The organism is Flavobacterium sp. LC2016-12 (genome assembly GCF_015351595.1).
GTDB lineage: Bacteria > Bacteroidota > Bacteroidia > Flavobacteriales > Flavobacteriaceae > Flavobacterium.
Genome location: NZ_JADKPT010000001.1, coordinates 906353 through 930271, shown reverse-complemented (window position 1 = coordinate 930271; position 23919 = coordinate 906353). Strand labels below are relative to the sequence as shown.

Here is a 23919-nt window from a genome sequence, read left to right as displayed (position 1 = left end):
GAATCACAAAATAAGGAGTTGCTAATAATTATTGGTTTTCAGGAAATCAAAAACAGTCCGAAAAAACCAAATAAATTGTTTCTTACTACAATGCGCAATCCTTATATTTGTATCCTCATACAAGAATAAAATATAACATGAAAATATCTTACAACTGGTTAAAACAATTTATCAAAACAGATTGGACATCTGAACAAACTTCAGAATTGCTGACAGATTTAGGTCTTGAAGTTGAAGTTGTCGAAAAATACCAGTCTATAAAAGGTGGTTTAGAAGGAGTTGTTGTAGGACACGTACTTACTTGCGAGAAACATCCTGATGCTGACAGATTAAAAGTTACAACAGTAAATATTGGCTTAGAAGCTCCCGTGCAAATTGTTTGTGGTGCTGCTAATGTTGCTGCCGGACAAAAAGTTCCGGTTGCTACTATCGGAACCGTTTTGTACGATAAAGAAGGTGCTGAATTCACTATCAAAAAAGGAAAAATTCGTGGACAGGAAAGTCACGGAATGATTTGTGCCGAGGATGAATTAGGTTTAGGTACTAGTCACGACGGAATTATGGTTCTTGATGATGCTCTAGAACCTGGAACACCAGCTTCTGTAGTTTTCAAGATTGCAAATGATGAAGTATTCGAGATTGGATTGACTCCAAACCGTGCTGACGCGATGAGTCATTATGGAACTGCCCGTGATTTAAGAGCCGGAATGTTGCAACGTGGTGTAAACATAGAATTGATCACACCATCTGTAAGCAACTTTAGAGTTGATATGCGTACCTTAAAAATCGATGTTAATGTTGAAGAACCTCTATTAGCACCTAGATATTGTGGCGTAACTATTTCAGGAATTACGGTTCAGGAATCTCCAGCGTGGTTACAAGATCGTTTAAAAGCTATTGGATTAACTCCAAAAAATAATATTGTAGACGTTACTAATTATGTTTTACATGAATTAGGACAGCCTTTACATGCGTTTGACGCTGCAAAAATCAACGGGAAAGTAATTGTAAAAACACTTCCGGAAGGAACTAAATTTACCACTTTAGACGATGTTGAAAGAACATTGCACAAAGAAGATTTGATGATTTGCGATGAAAAAGGTCCGTTATGTATTGCGGGTGTTTTCGGTGGAAAAAAATCAGGAGTTTCAGATGGTACAACATCTATATTCTTAGAAAGTGCTTATTTTGATGCTGTAAGTATTCGTAAAACAGCCAAAAGACACGGATTAAACACTGATGCTTCTTTTAGATTTGAAAGAGGAATTGATCCAACTATTACAGAGTATGCCTTAAAACGTGCTGCCATTTTAATTTTGGAAGTTGCAGGTGGAAAACTGACTTCTGATGTTGTGGAAGTTTATCCTAAAAAAATAGAAGATTTTTCAGTTTTATTGAATTTCAGTCATGTGTCTAAAATTATTGGACAGGAAATTCCAAAAGACACTATCAAAAAAATACTTGTTTCTTTAGATATCAAAGTGAATAGTGTTTCTGATTCAGGATTAGGATTGACAATTCCAGCTTATCGTGTTGATGTACAGCGTGAAATTGATGTAATCGAAGAAATTTTAAGGGTTTATGGGTACAACAACATTAATTTCTCTAAGAAATTCAATGCTACTGTTGCCAACTCACCAAGAACGGAAGATTATAAAGTACAGAATGTAATTGCTTCTCAACTGAATTCTCAGGGTTTCCACGAAATGATGGCGAATTCTTTGACAACAGCAACGTACGCTAAATTGTCAACTTCATTAAAAGAAGAGCACAATGTAACGATGCTGAATCCATTGAGTAGTGACTTGTCTACAATGCGTCAGTCTTTATTGTTTTCAGGATTAGAAGCCATTTCATACAATATCAACAGAAGAAATTCTGATTTAAAATTATTTGAATTCGGAAAAACATATCATAAATATCTTAACGGATATGAAGAACATAAACATCTTTCTTTATTGATTTCAGGAAACAGAAATAAAGAAAGCTGGACAAATCCTCAAAAAACTACCGATTTCTTTTTAATGAAAGGTTATGTAAAAGGGATATTGTCACGTTTAGGAATTGATAAAATTTCGAATGCCCCGGTTCAGACTGATATTTTTTCAGAAGGAACTGCGATTTGCTACAACAATGACACTTTAGTTGAAATGGGTGTAGTTAAGAAATCTATTTTAAAACATTTCGGAATCAAACAAGATGTTTATTATGCAGATTTCAACTGGGATTTAATCCTTAAGATTATCACAGGCAAAATTAAATATTCTGAGATTCCTAAATACCCTGAAGTTCGTAGAGATTTAGCGTTGCTAATTGACCAAACTACAACGTACGAAAGTATCTTTAACTTGGCAAAACAAACTGAGAAAGCGCTTTTAAAAGACATTAATTTGTTTGATGTTTATGAAGGTAAAAATCTTCCGGAAGGCAAAAAATCATACGCCTTGAGTTTTACTATTCAGGATAATACAAAGACACTTACTGATACTCAGATTGATAAAATAATGTCGAAACTACAACAGACTTTTGAGACTGAACTTGGAGCTGTTTTGAGATAAAAGATATGTCTTTATAAATAATAATAAATCCCAATTCTATTAAATCTAGAATTGTTTTTTTTTTATTCCTCTCTTCCGAAAATTAATATATAATAGCCGAAAATATAGGATAGTTTCTAATTTTTTCTTTACCACTTAAAAAACTTAATTCCATTAAAAAATTACACTGAATAATTTCACCTCCTAATTTTTCAACTAGTTCACAAACTGCTTTTGCTGTTCCGCCAGTTGCTAAAACATCGTCATGAATTAAAACACGATCTCCCTTCTTAATAGCATCTGTATGCATCTCTAAACTATCTAAACCGTATTCGAGTTCATACGAAGCTGAAATCGTCTCAAATGGCAGCTTATTAGGCTTCCTAACAGGAATAAAACCTGCATTAAGTTCTTCTGCTAATAATATTCCGAAGAAAAAACCACGACTCTCCGCTCCTACGACCTTATCAATTTTTTGCCCTTTTAAAGATTCTACTAAAATTTTGAGACATTCTTTCCTTGCAATTGGATCATTTAATAGCGGAGTGATATCTTTAAACAAAATTCCTTCTTTAGGAAAGTCCTGAATATCACGTATATAATTTTCAATCTTCATTTTTTTTTATTTTTATGTTATTTTATGCTTGCATATCTCGCATTTATACCTATCTTTGCACCCGCAATAAGCAATCAACAAAGCTACGAAAAATTAGCTAATTGATAACAAAAAGGCCTCGTGGCGCAACTGAATAGCGCACTTGATTACGGCTCAAGAGGTTACTGGTTTGAATCCAGTCGAGGTCACAACACAGCCAAATGGCGTCAATTGAAGACAATTGACGCCATTTTTTATTTAAAAAACTACCTTTCAATATATTACAAATCCAGAAATTAAATTTAGACTATCGAGTAAGTAATATGGAATTGAGGTACAAGTAAGATAGAATTTAAAGAAGTACAGTTAGAGCCACAAAATCAAATTGCACAAAGGTTTGTGGCCAAATCTTGGAAGATGTGTTTTAAACAATTAGAAACGCAGCAAATTTAAAAGTAGTAAGCTAGCTTCTGCTAATTTCTAATTTAAAATATTTTTGATAATTCACACTATTTCAACTCCTTTAATGCAACTTCCAGTTTATATTTTTCCCGAACATAATCATCCTCTAATGAGTCAATAGTCTGTTGTAAAGATGGATCATAGTCCTTAATATCCCCAGCAAACTTTTTAGTAAATTTTACTTTTTCCTTCAGTAGGTTAAGTTGCTTCTGAGCATCTTCTATGCACATATTCATGTATTCCCGCTCGTCTTGAGGGTGAGATTCTACTTGTTCTCTCTGCTGATCGATAATCACTTGTGCCGATTTAGTTATGCTGTCTGATTCTTTGTTCAATGCGTACCATTTTCTAAGTAGATTATCATTAATACCAGAGACGTCATCTAAATCTGTCTCCAGACCATTTTCATCTGTACTTGTCCAATCTTTTTGCTGGCAGCAATATAACAGTATAGCAATACCGGCCAGTATGTAAAACTTTGTTTTCATATAATTTCTTATTTAATTTCTCTTGTGATATTTTCAATTACAAAACAGTTTTATTCTTACTGCTTTTTCTGGTTTTCAATTCTTTGTTTTTGTTGTTTGCCAATTTGATAGTACTAGCAACAGGAAAATTTTCTGGTAAAATCGAAATTGTTTCTTCAATTACTTTACGAGTTTTTAATCCAACAGCAAAATGAATACTATTGGCTTCAACAATATCATTGACTTTGTCGTTTTTGAGCTTTTCTGTGGTTTGAGTACCACGAAATAAATTCACTGCCAATTCTGTATTTTCCATATGGTCGAGAATGTTTTCATCAGGATTAAGGCCTCTAATCTCGCGTATGGCTTTTACATCCAGACCTCCATAAAGTCCTCTATATCCATGGTTTTGCAAAAAGGCATAATCTGCAGGGGTAACAATACCAGCTTTTCGTGCGGCTCCTGCTAGCTGAAGATTTCTCTTAGCCAGTTCTTTGCGAAGAAAATATCTTCGCTCTTTTACTATTTTTAAATTTTTACTTTTCTGCTGTTGGTTCAATTCCTGCAGACGAGCTTGTGTCGCAAAATAGGCTTGTCCCAGCGCTACCGGTTTTAAAGTAGAATCTGCATTTTGAATTATAAGATAACAGCCATAGCGTGATAATTTTACATCTCCACCATTCCTTTGTAAATCATTCTCAACTGATTTTATTGCTCTAAAATCTTTAAAATGTAATGCCGTCTCCTGATCGGTATTAATGCAGGCAGCCTTTGCTTTATCGACCACCTTAATAAATGAACTATACTTAGTGTACCCTAGTAATTTTGCTACATTCTTGGCACTCCAATACTCATTACCAGTCTTATCTGTTTTTCTAAGTTTCTCAAATACTGATATGCTTTTATATTGTCTTTTACTTGTTTCCATTTTATTTCTTATTTAAAACTTGAAACTACTTTTCTAAACCTGACCATTAAGTAATCGAATATGACAAATTTCATCTATTATCTCAAATAGTAAAATGATCTGCGTCACTTGGTACAAATGTTCTAAATCTTAAAAGATGATTACGATCATTTCCATTTTTTAAGCATCGAACTATCTTTAATTCAAATTAAAACTATAGAAATGAGAGATTTAAAAGAAATGAAAATGGAAAAATATATTCTAAAGTTTAGTGAGATCGGAATTAACGATATTAATAAAGTAGGTGGCAAAAATGCTTCTCTGGGAGAGATGTACAATAATCTTAGTCCTCGTGATATTAGAGTTCCCAATGGTTTTGCCATAACAACAACTGCCTACAAAGATTTTATAGAATACAATGATTTAAGTTTTGCGCTAAATAAATTAATGCAACTTTTGGATAAGAAAGACTTTACTAACTTAACTGAAATTGGTAAGAAAGCGAGAAAGCTGCTACTTGATGCAAAATTTCCCCTTGATCTTCAGACTGAAATTTCAGATGAATACGTCCGATTATGTGAAGGCAGAGATCTGACTGTTGCAGTTAGAAGCAGTGCCACTGCAGAAGATCTTGCCAATGCAAGCTTTGCCGGGCAGCACGATTCATTTCTAAACATTAAAGGTGAAATGCCACTTATTTATGCCGTTAAATGCTGTTTTGCTTCACTCTATACAGACAGAGCCATTAAATACAGACTTGACAAGGGTTTTGATCATGATAAGGTATTTCTTTCTGTAGGCATACAACAAATGGTTCGTTCAGATTTAGCTTGTTCCGGTATCGGATTTACACTAGAACCCGAGTCAGGATTCCTTGATGTGATTCATATTGCAGGGACCTGGGGTCTAGGTGAAACAATTGTACAGGGTACTGTAACTCCTGATGAATTTCTTGTATTTAAAAGATCCATTAAAAATAATAAAAAAGCTATTTTACAGAAAAATCTCGGAGCAAAAAATAAGATGCTCATTTACAATGATAATTCATCGGGCATTAATTCAACGGTTTTAAAAATTACGCCAAGAAAATGGTGCAATAAATTTGTACTTGACGACTCCGAAATTGAAAAACTCGCCAGATGGGCCCTTATTATAGAAGAACATTATAATAAACCAATGGATTTTGAATGGGCGAAGGATGGCTTAAATGGAGAGCTTTATATTATTCAGGCCAGACCAGAAACGGTACATTCCCTTGTTAAACCAATATCAATTACTACTTATAAATTAGAAAAAAAAGGAGTAGCACATGTTCAGGGCGAGGCTATTGGAAACCGTATAATTTGTGGTACTGCAAGAATTCTTGTATCGCCAAAAGACGCTTCAAAACTCCAAAGTGGAGAAATTCTGGTTACTAATTTTACCAGCCCGGATTGGGATCCTATCCTAAAAAAAGTGGCTGGAATCATTACCAATAAAGGCGGACGAACAAGTCATGCCTCTATAGTAGCCAGAGAAATGGAAACACCAGCCATTGTGGGAACCGGTAATGCCACTGAAATTATTAAAGATGGGGATCTTATTACCCTGAGCTGTGCAGAAGGAAAAACCGGTTATGTCTATAAAGGCAAATTAAAATACCTGCAAACAACCGTGCCACTCAACAAAATAAAGCTTCCTGAAAAACCAAAAGTCCAGCTAATAGTTTCTGAACCAGAAAAAGCATTTGAATTATCATTTTATCCAAATGATGGCGTAGGATTACTCAGACTTGAATTTATTATAAGTCACAACGTGAAGATACATCCCATGGCGCTCATTCATCCGGAAAAAGTACTTGATGCTGATCAAAGTTTAGCGATAGCAGCACTCACACAGAATTACAGTTACAAACCAAATTACCTCATCGAAAAACTCGCACAGGGTGTCGCTACAATTGCAGCAGCTTTTTATCCCAAAGAAGTCATTGTCAGAATGACTGATTTTAAAAGCAATGAATATTCTCAACTTCTTGGAGGTTCTTTTTTTGAGCCTCACGAAGAAAATCCAATGCTTGGTTTTCGCGGCGCTTCTCGTTATTACCATGAAAAATATCGTGAAGGATTCAGGCTTGAATGTGAAGCAATGAAAATAGTTCGGGATGAAATGGGACTTACCAATGTAAAACTCATGATTCCATTTTGTCGTACGCCCGAGGAAGGAAAAAAAGTAATTGCTCTAATGGAAGAATACGGTTTAAAACACCACAATAATGGCCTTGAAATATATGTCATGGCCGAATTACCTTCTAATATTTTACTGGCGAAAGAATTTGGGGAAATTTTTGATGGTTTCTCTATAGGATCTAACGACTTAACACAACTCACCTTGGGTATAGATCGTGACTCTGAATTAATTTCAGATTTATTTGATGAAGAAAATGAAGCTTCAAAACAATTCATACTCCAAATAATAAATACCGCTGTGAAAATGGGTAAGAAAATTGGACTTTGCGGACAGGCGCCAAGTGATTCAGCAGAATTTACAAAATTTTTAGTAACGGAAGGAATCGACGGCATTTCTTTTAATGCTGATGCCTTGATAAAAGGTATTAAAAATATCAACTCATCCTTAGCTCAGATAGAGCTCAAAAAAACTGTCACTTCGCGCTAGAACAACTTCCTGAGTCATTGAACAAAATAAAACTACTAGAGAAAATAACGAATATAAAACAGTGATTATCAAAAACATTTAACGAAATTTGTTTAAAACAAATCGATTGCGAAATGAAAAATCAGGCACTTTTAAATGCAATTATTGAAAATGCAATCGATGGAATTATTACAATCAACGAAAGGGGAATCGTTGAATCTATTAATCCTTCAGCATGTAGGCTTTTTTTGTATAATCCGGAAGAAGTTATTGGTAAAAACATTTCACTTTTAATGCCTTCTCCAGATAGAGAAAAACACGATTCTTACATACAAAACTATAAATCTTCAGGAATTCCGCATATTATTGGACATGACAGGGATGTACTTGGACGGAAAAAAGACGGAAACATTTTTCCTTTCAGACTTGGAGTAAGTGAAGTTAAATTTGAGGGAGAAAGAATTTTTGCAGGCTTCATTCATGATATGAGTCACCAAAAAGAAGCGGAAAACCGTTTAATGCAATACACTCAGCATTTAGAAGAACTAGTAAAAGACCGTACGCAGACGTTAAACGAAACCATTGAAGCCTTAACCGCCACACAAGAAGAGGTGAGCAACACCCTCGAAAAAGAGAAAGAACTTAATAAAATTAAAAGCCGCCTCTTATCGATGGCCTCCCATGAATTTAGAACACCTTTAAGCACCATTCAGCTTTCCACTGCCCTACTGCAGCGTTATGTAGAAAATATAGATAATCCAAAAATTGAAACCCATATACGGAAGATCAAAAGCGCCATTGTAAACCTGACTACAATTTTGAATGATTTTTTACTTCTTGAAAAAGCAGAATCGAATAAAATTACTCTCGAAATATCAACTTTTAATCTACAGGATTTTATCAAAGAAATTATAGGAGAATTGAAGCTCCTTACAAAAAAGAGACAAAAGATAATTAGCATACCCAATACTGAAATTATTTTGGTAAAGCTGGACAAAAACTTACTCAAAAATTGCATCATCAATCTTGTATCCAATGCTATAAAATATTCAGGAGAGGAAACCGAAATCGAACTATCGACTTCAATCACGGATACTATGATAACCATCAATGTTAAAGATAATGGCATTGGCATTCCTGAGGAAGATCATAAACATTTGTTTGAAGCTTTCTTTAGAGCGCATAATACAGGAAATATTCCAGGGACGGGTCTGGGACTTCATATTGTTTCACGCTATGTATCACTAATGAATGGAACCATTTCATTTAAAAGCGCCATTGATAAAGGAACCTTATTTACTATTGAATTGCCACGTTATGACTAAAATACTTATCATTGAAGATAATGACAATATCAGAGAAAATGTTGTTGAAATACTTGAACTCTCCGGTTATGAGGTTTTTGCAGCAGCTAATGGAAAAACAGGAGTGGAAACAGCACTTAAAATATTGCCTGATCTAATACTATGTGATATTATGATGCCTGAACTTGATGGATATGGCGTTTTACACATTCTTCATAAACATCCTGAAACACAAGCAACACCTATTATATTTTTGACTGCCAAAGCGGAAAGAGCCGATATTCGTAAAGGAATGGAGCTGGGAGTTGACGATTATCTTACTAAGCCATTTGATGATATCGAACTCTTGAAGGCGATAGAAGCCCGGTTAAAGAAAAAAGAACTGCAACAACTTTTTTATGGGCAGAGTGCCGAAAACCTCAACGCAGTTATTTCTAAAGAAGACGGACTCGTAAAACTAAAAGAAATCATGCTTGATCGCAGTACGCGACATTATAAAAAAAATCAATATATTCATTACGAAGGCGATCATGTACTAGGGATCTATTATATCATAAGCGGAAAAGTTAAGACGGTAAAACTTACCCAGGAAGGACGTGAACTTATTACAGGTGTTTATAAAGAAAATGATTATCTGGATATTAGTATATTGTTTTCGAATGATACGTATAACGATACGACTATCGCACTCGAAGAAACGGTTTTAAGTTTTTTGCCAACAGAACAGCTTGATAAACTTCTTTTTCTGTATCCTGATGTAGGTGCAAAATTCATAAAAATTCTCGCAAATGACATGCGGGAAAAAGAAGAACGATTGCTGCAGATTGCTTATATGTCGGTACGCAAAAGAATTGCCCAAGGCATTGTACACCTGCTAAAGCAACATAGCTCTGATGGAACCAGTATTAAATTTTCCAGAGATGATCTGGCAGCTTTTTCCGGAACTTCACCTGAAACTGTAAGCCGCACTTTAAGCGATTTTAAAGAAGAAGGATTAATCGAAAAGACTTCCAGTACGATACATATCCTTAATTTAGAGAAACTAAGCAGAATAAAAAACTAAAAACTCAATTTATGATGAAGATCATATTCGCAAATGATTGTTGTCACCCTATCTAGGGATAATCTATGGTAATTTTGATTTGACTATTTCAACAAAACAGATAAAATCTTATTTCCTTTTAATCAAAGTATTCTAATCGTCTTGTAAAACTCTTGAATAATGAAAGTAATTAAGCACTCAGGACATGTTGTACCTTTCAATATTGAAAAATTAAAACTTTCTCTTCAAAAATCAGGTGCTGATCCTGATCTTATCAGGGAGTGCCTGGTACAGATACAGAATCAAATGTATGAAGGCATAACCACCAAGCAAATATACAAGCTGGCATTTGCGATTTTAAAAAAAGCATCAAACGGACATGCTGCGCGATATAACCTGCGCTACGCATTACAAATGCTTGGACCGGCAGGTTTTTTCTTTGAAAAATTTATATCTAGACTTTATGCTGCTGAAGGTTACAAAACAAGAACAAATCTAACCCTGCAAGGAAAATGCGTATCGCATGAAGTAGATGTAGCACTGAAAAAAGAGAACAAGCTGTGGATGGTTGAATGCAAATTTCATAGCAGCAGAGAAGGCGCTTCAGATGTAAAAGTGCCAATGTATATTCTGTCCCGGTTTAATGATCTCAAAGCGAAACAGCATACTATTTTTAGCGGAAGCGAAAACATCGACTCCTGTATAATAGTAACAAACAACCGATTTACTAAAGATGCTGAAACTTTTGCCATTTGCAGTGGAATAACTCTTTTAAGCTGGGATTATCCTAAAAATAACAGCATTAAAAATAAAATAGATAAAGGAGGACTTTACCCGATTACATGTCTCACAACGCTGTCAATGGTCGAAAAAGAAAAATTGCTTATTCTCGATCAAATACTTGTAAAAGATCTTATTAATGATTCGAAAAGTCTTCATAAAATAGGAATTAGTGAAAACCGGATCAGAAATGTATTAAAAGAAGCTTCACAAATTTGTAAACTTATTTAAGATGAAAGTAAAATTTATTGGAGGCGCCGGAACCGTAACAGGCTCAAAGACACTCATAGAAAGTAACGGTATCAGAATATTGATTGATTGTGGACTTTTTCAAGGCCTTAAAGCTCTTAGACAACTTAACTGGGAGCCCTTACCGGTTTTGCCTTCTACAATAGATTATGTACTTCTTACCCATGGTCACCTGGATCATTGCGGATGGCTTCCAAGATTGGTTGCTCAGGGATTCACAGGTAAAATATATTGCACCTCTCCTACTAGAGATGTGGCCAAACTTGTTCTTTTAGATAGTGCTAAAATTCAGGAAGAAGAAGCCAATAAAGCCAACAAAGAACATTATTCTAAACATGAAAAGGCAGAACCACTCTACACTTTAGAGCAAGCTGAAGCTGTTCTTCCCTATTTTAAAATCTTACAACCAGATACTTCAACAGACATTTCTTCTGATATTACTGCTACTTATACTGGTGCAGGACATATTATTGGTGCCTGCACTATTACATTAATACTTGAAGGCAAAACTTTGGTTTTTTCAGGTGACATAGGACGCGATGACGATGTCTTGATGTTTCCGCCAACAAGACCCATACTAGGGGATTATCTCTTTTTAGAAAGTACTTATGGTAACCGTATTCATCCGGATCTGGATGCAAAAAAAGAGCTTGAAAACTATATCAATACCACTATAGAACAAAAAGGAACGGTTATTATTCCAGGATTTGCCGTTGAAAGAGCACAATCTATAATGTATTTGATATGGCAACTTAAAACGGAGGGCAGAATTCCAAATGTTCCTTATATTCTGGATACACCGATGGGTGCCAGTGTCCTGGATATTTTTTTACAGAATATGCAATGGCACAAACTCTCTGCTAATGACTGTCATGAAATGTGCAAAATGTTTAAAATAGTTTCTGAATACGAACAGACTATGCGTATAATTGAAGATCCTCAGCCGAAAGTAATCATTGCTGCAAGCGGAATGGTCACAGGAGGTCGCGTATTATCCTATTTCGAGCATTATATAGGCCTGGAGAAAACTACTGTTGTAATAGTAGGCTATCAGGCAGAGGGCACTCGAGGAAGAAGACTTCTTGAAGGTGCCGATGAAATTAAAATATATGGAAACTACTACAACGTAGAAGCTAAAATAGTTCAGATTGAAGGACTCTCTGCTCACGGCGATCAACAAGATCTTGTAAACTGGCTTTCAGCACTTAAAAATGTTCCCAAATGTATCTATCTGGTACATGGAGAAAATCTTCCGGCAGATGAACTTCGAATTAAAATTCAGGATCGATATGGTTATAACTGCAGTGTTCCGCTTATAGGAAGTGAAGTAGAAATCTAAAAGATTCTTCATTTTCTTCTAAAATATTTTGGAACCTCAAACCATAATACGGATACAGATCCTGCCAATACACATACAATAAGCTGAAAAACTGTAGGTATTTCAAAATTAAATAATGAACGTAAAAAGGGTACTGCAAATAGTAGAATAACCAAAAGCACCATAATGTCTATTAAAAGAGAAACCATAAAATTTTTATAGTGAAGTGTTACCCATAATGAATAATAAAAAGATCGGTTTACTAATGTGAGCACGACATTGGCCGTAATCAAAGTCAAAAAAACCATACTTCGTGTGCTGTTTTCATTCCATTGATTGTATACTGACCACTGATATATACCTAATACTCCTATAGTAATAACAACTCCCTGCAAAATACTTGTTATCAATTCTTTTGTCTTAAAAAAAGTAGATGTCAATGCTCTCGGTCCTCTTTGCATGGTATCGGCTTCAGTAGGTTCATTCTCATAGAGTATTGAACAGGTTGGTCCCATAATAAGTTCTAGCAGAATTACATGGAGCGGACTGAATATATTGGGATAAATCCATCCTAAAGCAAGTGGAATAAAAACGATCAGAATTATGGGAATATGTATTGATATAATATATTGAATTGCCTTTTTCAGATTCGTATAAATTCTTCTTCCCATTGCTACGGCCTCTACCATTTTAGAAAGATCATCTTCTACCAGAATAAGGGAGGCAGCATCTTTTGCTATAGCTGTTCCCTTTTTTCCCATGGCAATACCTATGTGAGCTGCTTTAAGTGAAGGTCCGTCATTTACACCGTCACCGGTCATGGCTACAATTTGTCCATTTGCTTTGAGAGCGTTGACAATTCTTAGTTTGGCTTCGGGAAACATTCGGCTAAACAAATTGATATCCATTACTTTACTTTGTAATTCTGAATCACTCAACTTCATTAGCTCATCGCCTGTAATGTCTTTATCAAATCCCTTGAAACCGATTTGCTGCGCTATCGCATTTGTTGTACGGGCATTGTCTCCCGTAATGATCTTTACCCCTATTCCGGCTTTGTAAAAAGACTTTAGAACCTGCGAAATATTATCCTTTGGTGGATCATAGAAAGCAACAAGACCCTTAAAGACAAAGGGAATTTCCTGCTGTTTTTCAGGATAACTATTTCCTTCGAAAACACCTTTGGCAACACCAAGAACCCTGTAGCCTTTTCCAGTTAATTTATCCATAGCCAATTGTACAACTTCTCTTTCCTTAGTTTTAAGATGGCAAACTTCAAAAATTGCTTCAGGTGCTCCTTTTGCCGCGACAATACGATTTCCTCCTGCATCTTCAAAAATATGGGTCATCATTGGCGGCTTGCCTGATAATGGATATTCATGAATCATTTTAAAGTTGGTCGTCAAATCTTTAGCTGTAAACTTTTTATACGTGTTATGCAGAGCAATTTCCATAGGATCAAAAGGTATGGGCTCACTAGCCCACATCGCCGTTGTTATAAGGTCCTCAGTTTCTTTTATTTCCTCAAAAGTAGTAACGTCTGCCTCAAGCCCTGATGGGAGATAAAGGCCTGCCAATTCCATTTTATTCTGCGTTATAGTTCCCGTTTTATCGGTACAAATAATAGTCGCACTACCCAGTGTTTCAACTGTTTTCATTTGCTTGACCACAATGCCCATTTTCATTAACCGGCGCGCTCCCAATGCCATAAATGTTGTAAACGCAACCGGAATCTCTTCTGGTAATATACTCATGGCCAAAGTAAGCGCTACCAAAAGACTTTCCAAAATATTACCCATTCTGGCATAATTGATAGCCCAAACCAGAATAAAAACTACGACTCCAACAAAAACCATTTTTTTTATAAAATTCCCAATCTGAAGTTCTAATGGTGTCTTTTCTTCGGTAATAGCTTCCAGACTGCTCCCTATTTTCCCCAATCTTGTTTGGTTTCCTATCTCTGTAACTTTAATAATTGCTAATCCGCTTACAATGGTAGTTGCTGAAAACACTTTATTATCTTCTTTTTCTTTATCTTTAAAAATACTCATCGATTCACCGGTAAGTATCGATTCGTTTACCGAAAAATCATTTGAACGCAGGATAACACCATCAGCGGGAACCAATCCTCCTTCTTCCACCATTACCAGATCACCAACAACAATATCTTGTGTTTTAATATTTTGCTGTTTCCCGTCACGAATAACTTTGCACAAGGGCTCTATGAATTCCTGTAATTTTGCCAAAGCATTTTGGCTTCTCTTTTCCTGATAAAGTGATATTGCAGCAATTAACAAAATTGAAGCGGTAAGAAATACTGCGTCGCTATATTGCTTATTGAAAAAGTAAATTGCGGCCGCAACGAGTAATAAAAGAATCATTGGTTCTGCAAAAATGCTTTTTAGAAAAGCTAAAAACCTGTTCTCTTTTTTGTAATTATACTTATTGATTCCAAATTTTGCTCTAAAATCAACTACCTCGTCAATACTTAGTCCCCGTAATTCTTGTTCCTTATTATTCATAGCTTGTACATAAATTAGCATCGCCGTATAATATGTTAAAGATATAAAATAAGTTTTGCTTTAAAGAGCGGCTTCAAGTATTGAAAAGTATAGCTTTTTTATTCCAGACTAACCGATGGAAAGATGTGCAGTCGTACTTTTAAGGCCTTTAAAACCAAACAATGTTCTTTACAAATTGAGAAAATCTTCAATGTTTTGTTGATCATTTTACTTTCCTCAATAACGGCCATAGGTCTTAATACAATATCAGTTATCTCTGAAAATTCATCTGATAGTAGTATAGACGCACGGGCGCTACTTTTGAATCTTTTAAATTTTAATCCTTTATGTCTGGCTGTATTAAAAAATGCAGTCATATAAGAACTTTCTACGGCGGCGAGAAATAGATGCTCTGCTGACCACGCATTTTCATCGAGATTTTTTAAACAGGAATAAGATGACACTTCTATATCATTATTAAAGATAACGGCACTTACTTTTGCAGTTCCATTTAGCTGACATTCCAAATCTACCTGATATTCCTGTGAAGTTTTCATAATAACTAAATTAGTTAGTTCTTCATTAGTAATAAATGATATCCAACATATCTTTTATCTGGCACTAAATTAAAAACTAAAAACAGAAGTGCTAAAAGTCATCATTACAAATGATTCAGATCATTTTTATTCTTTGTGCTTTAATGCAATTTTACATTGCAAAAGGAATTAACGGTAAATTTTAGATTTAAGAGTTGCACAAGCTTCTAATTTCTAAAAACCTAATAAAATCTTATACTAACCCAAAAAAAGATAGCCATGGAAAATCAACAATTATTCGTAGCAAATTATAAATCACTGCAGCAGGCAGAGGATGCAATCAAAAAATTAAAAAAAAGTGGATACGACATTACAAAACTTTCAATAATTGGTAAAGATTGCTATACGGAGCAAAATGTTCTTGGATACTTTAACATTTACGATAAAATGGAAAAATGGAGTACTACCGGACTATTTGCCATAGGGCTATGCGGGTTATTGTTTGGATTACTATTTATTTTCAACCTCACTGCCAATCTTCCCTACTTTAGAATACCCATTATATATGCCTGTGTCGCCGTACTTCTAGGAGCTATGTTGCCATTAATAGGTATGGGATTTTCAAAAGACAAAACCATAAAATATAAAACCGAAGTAAAAGCTCGTAAATATGTGCTGCTTGCTCAGGAAACAAATGCCAAAATTGAAATTATGAGAACCACACTTAATACTCATATTCCTAAAGAAAATTCAATAGAAGAAAAAGAGAACCGCGCTCTATTAGAGAACGAAGCTTTTCACCTCTAACAAATAAAACACTATAAACTCAAATTAAGCAACTATCTAAATAAAAACGATATGAAAACTAATGAAGAATTGCAAAGAGATGTTCAAGACGCCATTAAATGGGAACCACAGCTGCATGCCGCAGAAATTGGTGTAACTGCAAAAGATGGTGTAGTAACCCTAATGGGAACTGTAGACGCCTATTACAAAGAAATTGAAGCTGAAAATGCCGCCAAAAATGTTGATGGCGTCAAAGCAGTTGTTGAAGAAATTGAAATCAAATATTCCAGCAATACCAAGTCTGATGAAGATATTGCCAACGATGTCTTAAAGGCTCTAACAGATAACTGGAATGTACCTCAGGAAAAGATTCAGATTAAAGTTGAAAAAGGCTGGGTTACGCTTGAGGGTCAGGTAATCTGGAATTATCAAAAAGAAGCCACCAATAAATCCGTCGGCCATCTTACAGGTGTGAAAGGGGTAACCAACCGTATCAAAATAAAATCTGAAATACAGGATGAAATTGAGAAAAAAAATATCGTAAGAGCCTTAGAAAGCAACTGGACACTGCACTCTGAGAACATATTTGTTAAAGTCGATGGTACAACCGTGACATTGACAGGAGCTGTTTCTTCACTTTTTCAAAAAGATCTTGCAGAAAAAATAGTTTGGAAAACACCGGGAATCTGGTCCGTCAATAATCAGCTTGTTGTGGAACATAAGTATGCCATATCAGAATAACTTTAAAAGGGAGATGAAGTTCTCCCTTTTATCCCAGTTTTTTAAAATGCATAAAGAGGTTCATTTTAATAGTTTTTCCTAAAAAAATTATTTTTAAAATTAAAAATTATGAAAACAATAATAACCTTAATGACAATTACAGCAATCACTGCTGTAATTCTGATTAGTAACATAAGACAAAACCAAAAAAAAATAACTCTTAAATAACAATATCATGGACCCAAGCTGGATCATATTAACATTTATGAGCATCGTCATTTTAATTGTGATGATTTACATCTTTATACAAAACAATAAAGATCGCAAACAATATGAAAAAGATTTAAACACACCTTCAAATCTGTATGAAGAAGAATCTGAAGTAAATGACTTAGATAAATTTTAATTTTTTTATCCTATTAACAATATGAAAATATGAAAACTACAATACTGTATACTCTGTTTCTCATAGCTGCTACACTTACGCTAGTGAATCGTTATACTCCATTATATATCAATAATTCAATACTTCATTTTATCATCCTTTTTATTGCAGCTTTAACTTTTGTACTTATAGCAAGCCAGTTATTTGGAAAATTAAAAAAATCAAGATCACAGTTACTGGCATTCATTATTGTTGGAGTTTTATGTTTTATTAAATCCTTCCTTACCTGGGGTGGTGACTGGAAAACACAAACAATTTTATACAAGAACATGACGAATGATAATAAGAATATAGAGTTTCAAATGCGGGGGGATCGCTTTTCATTCGGATATAAAAAACGCGTTGTAAACAGGTTAAAATTATTTCCCGGATTTGACTGGACTACTGATATTGATACCGCGACAATCGATCACAAGCACTGGAAAAAAATGAATCTTTATGTTAATGAAATGAAGTTTGTTTCAAAATAATAATAATAAACCGAATTCGTCATTAATTAAAACAATTAGGGCTTCGTACCCGATCAAAAATCTAGAAAGCATGAAAAAAATACTTGTTACAACCGACTTATCTCATAGCTCCAAAGTAGCTGTACGTTTTGCTATTCAGCTGGCATCTCAAATAGGTTATGAACTTACATTTCTATATGTAAATACGTCATTTATTATTGATCCTTTTTCTGCTGTTACTTTTGTAGGTCTTCCGGAGCCAGATAACAAAAAACAGGAACAAGCTCTTATAAAATTTGTACATACGCTATACAGACAAACCAATAAACAACCAGGTAAGACAACTTATATTGCGGAAAATAAGCTTGATGTAAGCGAAGCCATTTTAAATTGTGCCAAAAGAATCAAGGCCGATTATATCTGTATGAGTACAAGAGGCGGTGGTCTTGTAAATAAGCTATTAGGAAGTCATACGACAAGAATCTTACATGACTCTCCAATCCCACTTCTGGTTGTTCCAAGACATTACAGAATAAAAAAATTAAGTACCGTTTTATACCCATCTGATTTAGAAAACATTGAACACGAACTGCCTTTGATTAAAAAATTTGGAACCTTATTTGATGCCTCGATTGCCGTATATCATTATGATTTTTTTACAGAGGAAGAAGAAATCAACAAAAAATTAAATAAAATAGAACATAAATTTAAATCTGATAAAGTAGCTTTTTATTTCAAAAAGTTAAATCCGGAAGTGTCATTATTGCGACATCTTCAGATAGACATTATGAAAGTCAAACCTTCCATCATTACCATGTTTGCCAAAGAAAACCGAAACTGGTTGGAGCAATTATTTCAGCCCCTTAAAACTTCTGAAAAAGGCTTCAATACCAGAACTCCAATGCTTGTACTAAAAAAATAATAATTGGCAGGAAAATCAGAAATATGATTTAACCTGCCAATTATTATTTTTTTTAAATCCTATTCTTTATAAGTTAATAGTAAAACTTAACTTTAAGGTTTACTATTTTTGAAATTTTGGTTTCAATCCATAATATTTAATACTATGCTCAATAATAAAAAGTCTTGCTTGTTCAATATTATCAGTAATCATGAATAATTTCGAATCAGCATCATTTATGGTTCCCTCACTTTTCATTAGATTAATATGCTCAATAAGCGCTTTATGGTATTGTGTATTGAAAATTATGATCGGAAAATTTTTAATCTTGCCCGTCTGTATAAGCGTAAGAGCTTCAAAATATTCATCTAGCGTTCCAAAACCGCCGGGCATTACAACAAAGGCAAAAGAATATTTTACCAAAAGTATTTTACGAATAAAAAAATGTTTTGCTTCTACCCATTTATCAAGATACGAGTTAGGCATTTGATCGACGGCAAGTTTAATATTACAACCAACAGACTTTCCTCCAACTTCTTTTGCTCCTCTATTAGCCGCTTCCATAAGTCCTGGACCTCCGCCTGTCATTATTGTAAAGCCAAGTTTGGCATATTCGCCTGCTGCCCTTCTGGTAAATTCATAATAAGAATGATCTTCCCTAAAACGGGAAGATCCAAAAAAGGTGATACAGGGACCAATAGAATACAGTTTACGAAAGCATTTTATCAATTCCCATAAAGTAATGATTATAAATTTCAGTTCAGCAAATCTCGATTGAGGGCCTTCTAAAAACTTAATTTCGGACTTATCATTCTGATTTTTTTGCTCTATCATAATTTCACTTAATTATTTAACACAAATAAGGCTGTTCAAGATTCACTTTTAAATGATTTATAACTTTAATTACTCCTGGGGTTTTATAAGCAATTCTTTCCGCTTCTTCTTTTTGAAAAATTGAACCAACCGTTCCCGATAATTGAACTGTTGCACCTGCAACCTCAATATCGATCTCGTCTGTATCAAAAGCCCAATGTCTTTGTAGTGCCTTTTCCAGTAATTCTTTCTCTACCTGATCGTATACTTCTCTTTTAAGTTTAATGTTATTGGTAACTTCCCTTACTCCCTTCTGGTTTCTAATTAATTCCAGAGCGAGCTCTCTTTGAAAATTCCATGGTAAAATACCTTCTGCAGTTACACGGCCTTTTTCTACAATGATACCAACCGTATTTTGCGGAACGACCTGATTCTCTTTCAATTTTGTGACAATTTGAGTTGCAATTTCCTGATCAGTGGTATAGGAAGTTTTTTCAAGTATAACCTGAATTTCATCTACAATTGCTGCCACACCTTTATTTTTTTTTGCAGCATGCAGGGCTTCTGTTTTTTTAACAAGCATGTCAACATTTCCTGTTAAGGTAAATACACCTTCTTTTACAATAACTCCAATCTCGGCTGCATGCAGCAAAGGCTCGAATTTGAGCGCCTCTTGAATTTCTCTTTGCAAAATATCATTACTTTTCATATTTTTTTATTTAAGGTTTGCATAAATCAATCAAATTCGACTAAAAGCTCATTATCTACATACCATACACCAGGTGTATTCCATGCAATTCTTTCTGCTTCCTCTTTCTGAAATAGTGAACTCACAATACCACTTAGAGTAATAGTTTTATTATCGACTCTAACTCGTATATTATCAATATCAAGCAACCAGCTGCGACGAAGCGCTTTTTCAACGAACTCCTTTTCTAGTTCATTTTTTATTTCGGCCTCAATTTTTATTTTATCAATTACTCCCCTAACACCTTCTAAATAACGAATAGCATTCTCTGCTGCTTTTCTTTGAAAATTCCAGTGCAAAATCCCTTCAAGTGTTACCCATCCATTCTCTACTGTTACTTTGAGCAGATGGTCAGGAACGGCCCAGTTTTCACGCAATACCTTAACAACTGATGCAGCTATATCGGTATCACTTTTAATTGCTGAAAAATATAGATCAACTTTTACATCGTCGACAACTGCTTTTACACCAGCAATATTTTTAACAGTTTGCTCCGCCTCTTTTTTCTGCGTATAATTATCTACCGTACCTCCAAGGGTTACAATACCATCATTAACGCTAACATCTATGTCGTTAGAATTTAAGATAGGCTCCCATTTGATCGCTTCCTTTACTTCTTTAAGTAAAACATCATTATTTTTTTTCATGGCAAAAAAATTTAAAAATTATAGCTTTGAATGATAATAAACAAAGCATTTTAGTTTCTTATTGTGAAGTAAAATTCATGTATTTATATCGAAAAAAAAATGATTTTAAGCAACATGAAAAGTGATTTGAATCATCCTGAGTAATTGTAAAAAAAACTTTAAAATCAAATGATTCTAAAGTTTCTCTTATTTAACATTAGTTTTTTAAACATAGTGTCAATCTTTATTCAAAGCCCTTTGTGCTTCTTTTTGGAGATCATTATATTGTATTTTCTCTACAGAAATACCAACTCCTAAAATTGTACCTCCTTTAAAGGTTCCCGGTGTTTTATATTCGTTGCTTACAGCATCACCACTATCGTATCCTATGCATAAACCGTCTCCTGAAAGAGTAAATTTCCCAGCTTGTGTTCTTATTGGTCCTTCTGCAACAACTTTATCATTGATGTACAATTTCATCTTTCCAATTTGTTCATCATGCTCTCCGGTTTTTTCCCTAATGAATTCCATTCCCAGCGTATATTTTCCAGGTTTTAGAATTTCCATTGAGGTGAATTTTTGCTCTGGAGCAATTCCTAAAAAATTATAGACATAATTTAATTTTCCATCTTTAATAAATAAAGTATGACCGCCAAAACGCGAACCATGTGCAAATATAACCCCTGATACAGAAGCGTCTTTGATCTCTACATCTGCAATGATTTTGTATGATCTTCCACGAATATTTACAGCTACCCCTTCGGGTACAGGAGTTGTCCCCGGATAATAAATATATCTTTCTCTCATTTTTTCCTCAGATGGCCTTAATGTTGCTAATACTTCTATTGCAGTCCTGTCATCTAAAGGAAGTACTAAATTTTTATCGGCTTCATCCATCCATGCGGCAATTAGTTCTTTTAATTTATCCGGATTTTTTTTGGATAAATTATTAGCCTCTGAACGATCCATATTCACATTGTATAATTCCCATTCATCCTTATCAAAATTTCCTTTCCCTGACAAGGGTGCATGAAGTGCCACAGCTTTCCAGCCATCTTTCCAGATTGCTCTTGAGCCTAACATGGAATAATATTGAATGTGTTTTTGAGTGGGATCATTTGGTTTACCATCAAAACTATAACGCATTGATACTCCAGAAATAGGATATTGTCCGACGCCATTATGTGTTTTTGGCATTTCAAGTCCACAAATGTCTAAAATTGTAGGAACAATATCTGTGGAATGGTGGTATTGGTTACGTACTTCGCCTTTTGCTTTTATTCCTTTTGTCCATGAAATTACTAAAGGATCACAAGTTCCACCAGCATATTCGCTGTATCTTTTAAACATTTTATAGGGTGTTGAAAATGCCGCAGCCCATCCGGTAGGATAATGCTCGTATGTATCAGGACTACCGAGCTTATCGATGTATTTCATATTTTCGGATAATTCGTCCGGATATCCGTTAAAAAATTTATTCTCATTGACAGAACCCGATGGTGAACCTTCTCCTGAAGCACCATTATCAGCAGCATAAATTACAACGGTATTTTCTAACTGACCGCTTTTTTCTAAGTAGTCTATTACACGGCCTACCTGAGCATCTGTATATTCAGAAAATGCAGCATATACTTCAGCTAATCTCGAGAATAATTTTTTCTCATCTGGCTTCAAAGCATTCCAAGGTTTTACGTAATCACCTTGATTAGAAACACTTGGAGGTAATGGATTTAAATCGGTTAGTTTAGTATCAGCAGGAACGATTCCTTTTGAAATCATACGAGGTAAAACCCATTTACGGTAAGCATCATAACCTTCATCAAATTTACCTTTATATTTATCAATATACTCCTGAGGTGCATGATGAGGTGCATGGTTTGCACCCGGGCAATACCATAAAAACCATGGCTTAGATGGATTTGTAGCTTTTTGATCCCGAATATATTCAATTGATTTATCTGCTAAATCTTTAGATAAGTGATACCCCTCTTCAGGACCATAAGAAGCTTCTGTAAAATGATTATCTTCGACTAAATCAGGATACCATTGATTTGTTTCTCCACCAAGAAAACCATAGTAGCGATCAAACCCTAATTGTGTAGGCCATTGTTTGCGACTTGCGCCTGAGGCAACATCCTGCTCTGGTACATTATGATTTTTTCCAATCCAAAAAGTACTCCAGCCATTTTCCTGTAAAACTTGTGCTATAGTTTCACATTGTTCAGGAATACGGCCGTGCGCACCCGGAAATCCATCCGCACCTTCAGTAATAGAGGCATTCCCTGTTAGATGATGATTTCTACCCGTTAAAAGTGTTGAACGTGTTGGAGAACATAAAGCGGTAGTATGCCATTGTGTATAAATTAGACCATTATCAGCTAATTTTTGCAATGTTGGCATGTTAATTCCTCCTCCAAAAGGAGACCACGCTGCTTGTCCTGTATCATCAAATAATATAAAAAGAATATTTGGTGCACCTGCTGGCGCCGCTTTAGGTGTGTAAGGTCCCCAATCTGCTTTTGAATTACGAATATCTAAATTAATTACTCCGTGAAAATTTTCTTTTCTGACTTCTCTAGGATCAGCTTGGGCTAATAATTTATTTGATATGTTGCAGAAAAATAAACATAAGATAAAAAGCAATATGCCTTTTGTAAGAGTAGCATTTTTTTCAGTATTCATAATTCCATATTTATTAATGATTATTGTTTTTTGAGCCATATTCTTAGGTCATCTTTTAACTAAAAAAGAAAACTTATAATACTACTAAATCAAAGTAACAAATGATTTATCAAGCAAAATTGGAACAAGAACCTCTAAAAAAAAATGATCCTTATCAGTCTGAAAAGTGATAAAGATCATTATTTGAGATTCTAACTTTTTAAACAAATATTTGCTGTTGAAGCTTGCTGAAAATATCATTACAAATATTGAATAATACGATTCTTTTTATAATCCTATAAATTTTAAGTACATGTCATCCTTTTTTGATTTTAAACCTGTGGAATAGATATATTTTTTTGTCTCATTAAAACTTAATCTAATCTTAAGCAAATAAAAAAAATAAGATATAGAACAATTCGTTATTTCGTATATATCTAA

20 protein-coding genes and 1 tRNA gene are annotated in these 23919 nt (G+C 34.5%); 12 read left to right on the top strand and 9 right to left on the bottom strand.

Annotation, left to right across the window (positions count from 1 at the left end; genetic code table 11):
- Positions 1-137 precede the first annotated feature (137 nt).
- Positions 138-2558 (top strand): phenylalanine--tRNA ligase subunit beta, encoded by a 2421-nt coding sequence (pheT, locus tag IRZ99_RS03850; RefSeq protein ID WP_194656007.1) that lies wholly within the window; start codon positions 138-140, stop codon positions 2556-2558.
- A gap of 82 nt (positions 2559-2640) precedes the next feature.
- Here pheT and IRZ99_RS03845 read toward each other — a convergent pair whose 3' ends face one another.
- On the bottom strand, positions 2641-3153 hold the full coding sequence (locus IRZ99_RS03845; protein ID WP_194656006.1) for an adenine phosphoribosyltransferase: 513 nt from the start codon (positions 3151-3153) through the stop codon (positions 2641-2643).
- Positions 3154-3267: 114 nt separating this feature from the next.
- On the opposite strand from IRZ99_RS03845, the gene IRZ99_RS03840 reads away from it, so the two are divergent.
- Positions 3268-3341: transfer RNA gene (locus IRZ99_RS03840), tRNA-Arg, on the top strand.
- Between the two features lie 300 nt (positions 3342-3641).
- Here IRZ99_RS03840 and IRZ99_RS03835 read toward each other — a convergent pair.
- Positions 3642-4082: a hypothetical protein gene (locus tag IRZ99_RS03835; protein ID WP_194656005.1), complete on the bottom strand. Its 441-nt coding sequence runs from the start codon at positions 4080-4082 to the stop codon at positions 3642-3644.
- 37 nt (positions 4083-4119) lie between these two features.
- Positions 4120-4989, bottom strand: a complete 870-nt coding sequence (gene dinD / locus IRZ99_RS03830; protein ID WP_194656004.1) for a DNA damage-inducible protein D — start codon at positions 4987-4989, stop codon at positions 4120-4122.
- A gap of 201 nt (positions 4990-5190) precedes the next feature.
- On the opposite strand from dinD, the gene ppsA reads away from it, so the two are divergent.
- From ppsA to IRZ99_RS03805, 5 genes are all read left to right on the top strand, one after another.
- Complete coding sequence (gene ppsA / locus IRZ99_RS03825) at positions 5191-7620, top strand: phosphoenolpyruvate synthase (RefSeq protein ID WP_228519008.1); 2430 nt, start codon at positions 5191-5193, stop codon at positions 7618-7620.
- A 113-nt stretch (positions 7621-7733) separates the two neighbouring features.
- Positions 7734-8924 carry a PAS domain-containing sensor histidine kinase gene (locus IRZ99_RS03820; protein ID WP_194656003.1) on the top strand — a complete coding sequence of 397 codons (1191 nt, stop codon included), beginning with the start codon at positions 7734-7736 and terminating at the stop codon, positions 8922-8924.
- A complete protein-coding gene (locus IRZ99_RS03815) occupies positions 8917-9966 on the top strand; it encodes a response regulator (protein WP_194656002.1) in 1050 nt (349 codons plus the stop codon). The genes IRZ99_RS03820 and IRZ99_RS03815 overlap by 8 nt, the downstream gene beginning before the upstream one ends.
- 159 nt (positions 9967-10125) lie before the next feature.
- Positions 10126-10956: a restriction endonuclease gene (locus IRZ99_RS03810; protein ID WP_194656001.1), complete on the top strand. Its 831-nt coding sequence runs from the start codon at positions 10126-10128 to the stop codon at positions 10954-10956.
- A gap of 1 nt (position 10957) precedes the next feature.
- On the top strand, positions 10958-12313 hold the full coding sequence (locus IRZ99_RS03805; RefSeq protein WP_194656000.1) for an MBL fold metallo-hydrolase: 1356 nt from the start codon (positions 10958-10960) through the stop codon (positions 12311-12313).
- A gap of 8 nt (positions 12314-12321) precedes the next feature.
- Here the strand turns inward: IRZ99_RS03805 and IRZ99_RS03800 are convergent, their stop codons facing one another.
- Positions 12322-14814: a cation-translocating P-type ATPase gene (locus IRZ99_RS03800; protein ID WP_194655999.1), complete on the bottom strand. Its 2493-nt coding sequence runs from the start codon at positions 14812-14814 to the stop codon at positions 12322-12324.
- Between the two features lie 98 nt (positions 14815-14912).
- On the bottom strand, positions 14913-15350 hold the full coding sequence (locus tag IRZ99_RS03795) for an OsmC family protein (RefSeq protein ID WP_194655998.1): 438 nt from the start codon (positions 15348-15350) through the stop codon (positions 14913-14915).
- A 258-nt stretch (positions 15351-15608) separates the two neighbouring features.
- Here IRZ99_RS03795 and IRZ99_RS03790 point away from each other — a divergent pair, with 258 nt between their 5' ends.
- The 5 genes from IRZ99_RS03790 to IRZ99_RS03770 all read left to right on the top strand — a co-directional run bounded on the left by IRZ99_RS03790 (position 15609) and on the right by IRZ99_RS03770 (position 18651).
- The gene (locus IRZ99_RS03790) at positions 15609-16136 is read left to right on the top strand and encodes a DUF1269 domain-containing protein (protein ID WP_194655997.1); all 528 of its coding nucleotides are present in this window, start codon (positions 15609-15611) and stop codon (positions 16134-16136) included.
- Between the two features lie 51 nt (positions 16137-16187).
- Positions 16188-16856 carry a BON domain-containing protein gene (locus tag IRZ99_RS03785; protein WP_194655996.1) on the top strand — a complete coding sequence of 223 codons (669 nt, stop codon included), beginning with the start codon at positions 16188-16190 and terminating at the stop codon, positions 16854-16856.
- Positions 16857-17070: 214 nt separating this feature from the next.
- Positions 17071-17241: a hypothetical protein gene (locus IRZ99_RS03780; protein WP_194655995.1), complete on the top strand. Its 171-nt coding sequence runs from the start codon at positions 17071-17073 to the stop codon at positions 17239-17241.
- A 29-nt stretch (positions 17242-17270) separates the two neighbouring features.
- Positions 17271-17750: a hypothetical protein gene (locus IRZ99_RS03775; protein ID WP_194655994.1), complete on the top strand. Its 480-nt coding sequence runs from the start codon at positions 17271-17273 to the stop codon at positions 17748-17750.
- A 70-nt stretch (positions 17751-17820) separates the two neighbouring features.
- Positions 17821-18651 (top strand): universal stress protein, encoded by an 831-nt coding sequence (locus tag IRZ99_RS03770; protein WP_194655993.1) that lies wholly within the window; start codon positions 17821-17823, stop codon positions 18649-18651.
- Between the two features lie 102 nt (positions 18652-18753).
- Here the strand turns inward: IRZ99_RS03770 and IRZ99_RS03765 are convergent, their stop codons facing one another.
- The 4 genes from IRZ99_RS03765 to IRZ99_RS03750 form a co-directional block, all read right to left on the bottom strand.
- Positions 18754-19464: a TIGR00730 family Rossman fold protein gene (locus tag IRZ99_RS03765; RefSeq protein WP_194655992.1), complete on the bottom strand. Its 711-nt coding sequence runs from the start codon at positions 19462-19464 to the stop codon at positions 18754-18756.
- A 16-nt stretch (positions 19465-19480) separates the two neighbouring features.
- Complete coding sequence (locus IRZ99_RS03760; protein ID WP_194655991.1) at positions 19481-20152, bottom strand: BON domain-containing protein; 672 nt, start codon at positions 20150-20152, stop codon at positions 19481-19483.
- Between the two features lie 26 nt (positions 20153-20178).
- Positions 20179-20838 carry a BON domain-containing protein gene (locus IRZ99_RS03755; RefSeq protein WP_194655990.1) on the bottom strand — a complete coding sequence of 220 codons (660 nt, stop codon included), beginning with the start codon at positions 20836-20838 and terminating at the stop codon, positions 20179-20181.
- A gap of 216 nt (positions 20839-21054) precedes the next feature.
- On the bottom strand, positions 21055-23538 hold the full coding sequence (locus tag IRZ99_RS03750) for an arylsulfatase (protein ID WP_194655989.1): 2484 nt from the start codon (positions 23536-23538) through the stop codon (positions 21055-21057).
- Positions 23539-23919 lie beyond the last annotated feature (381 nt).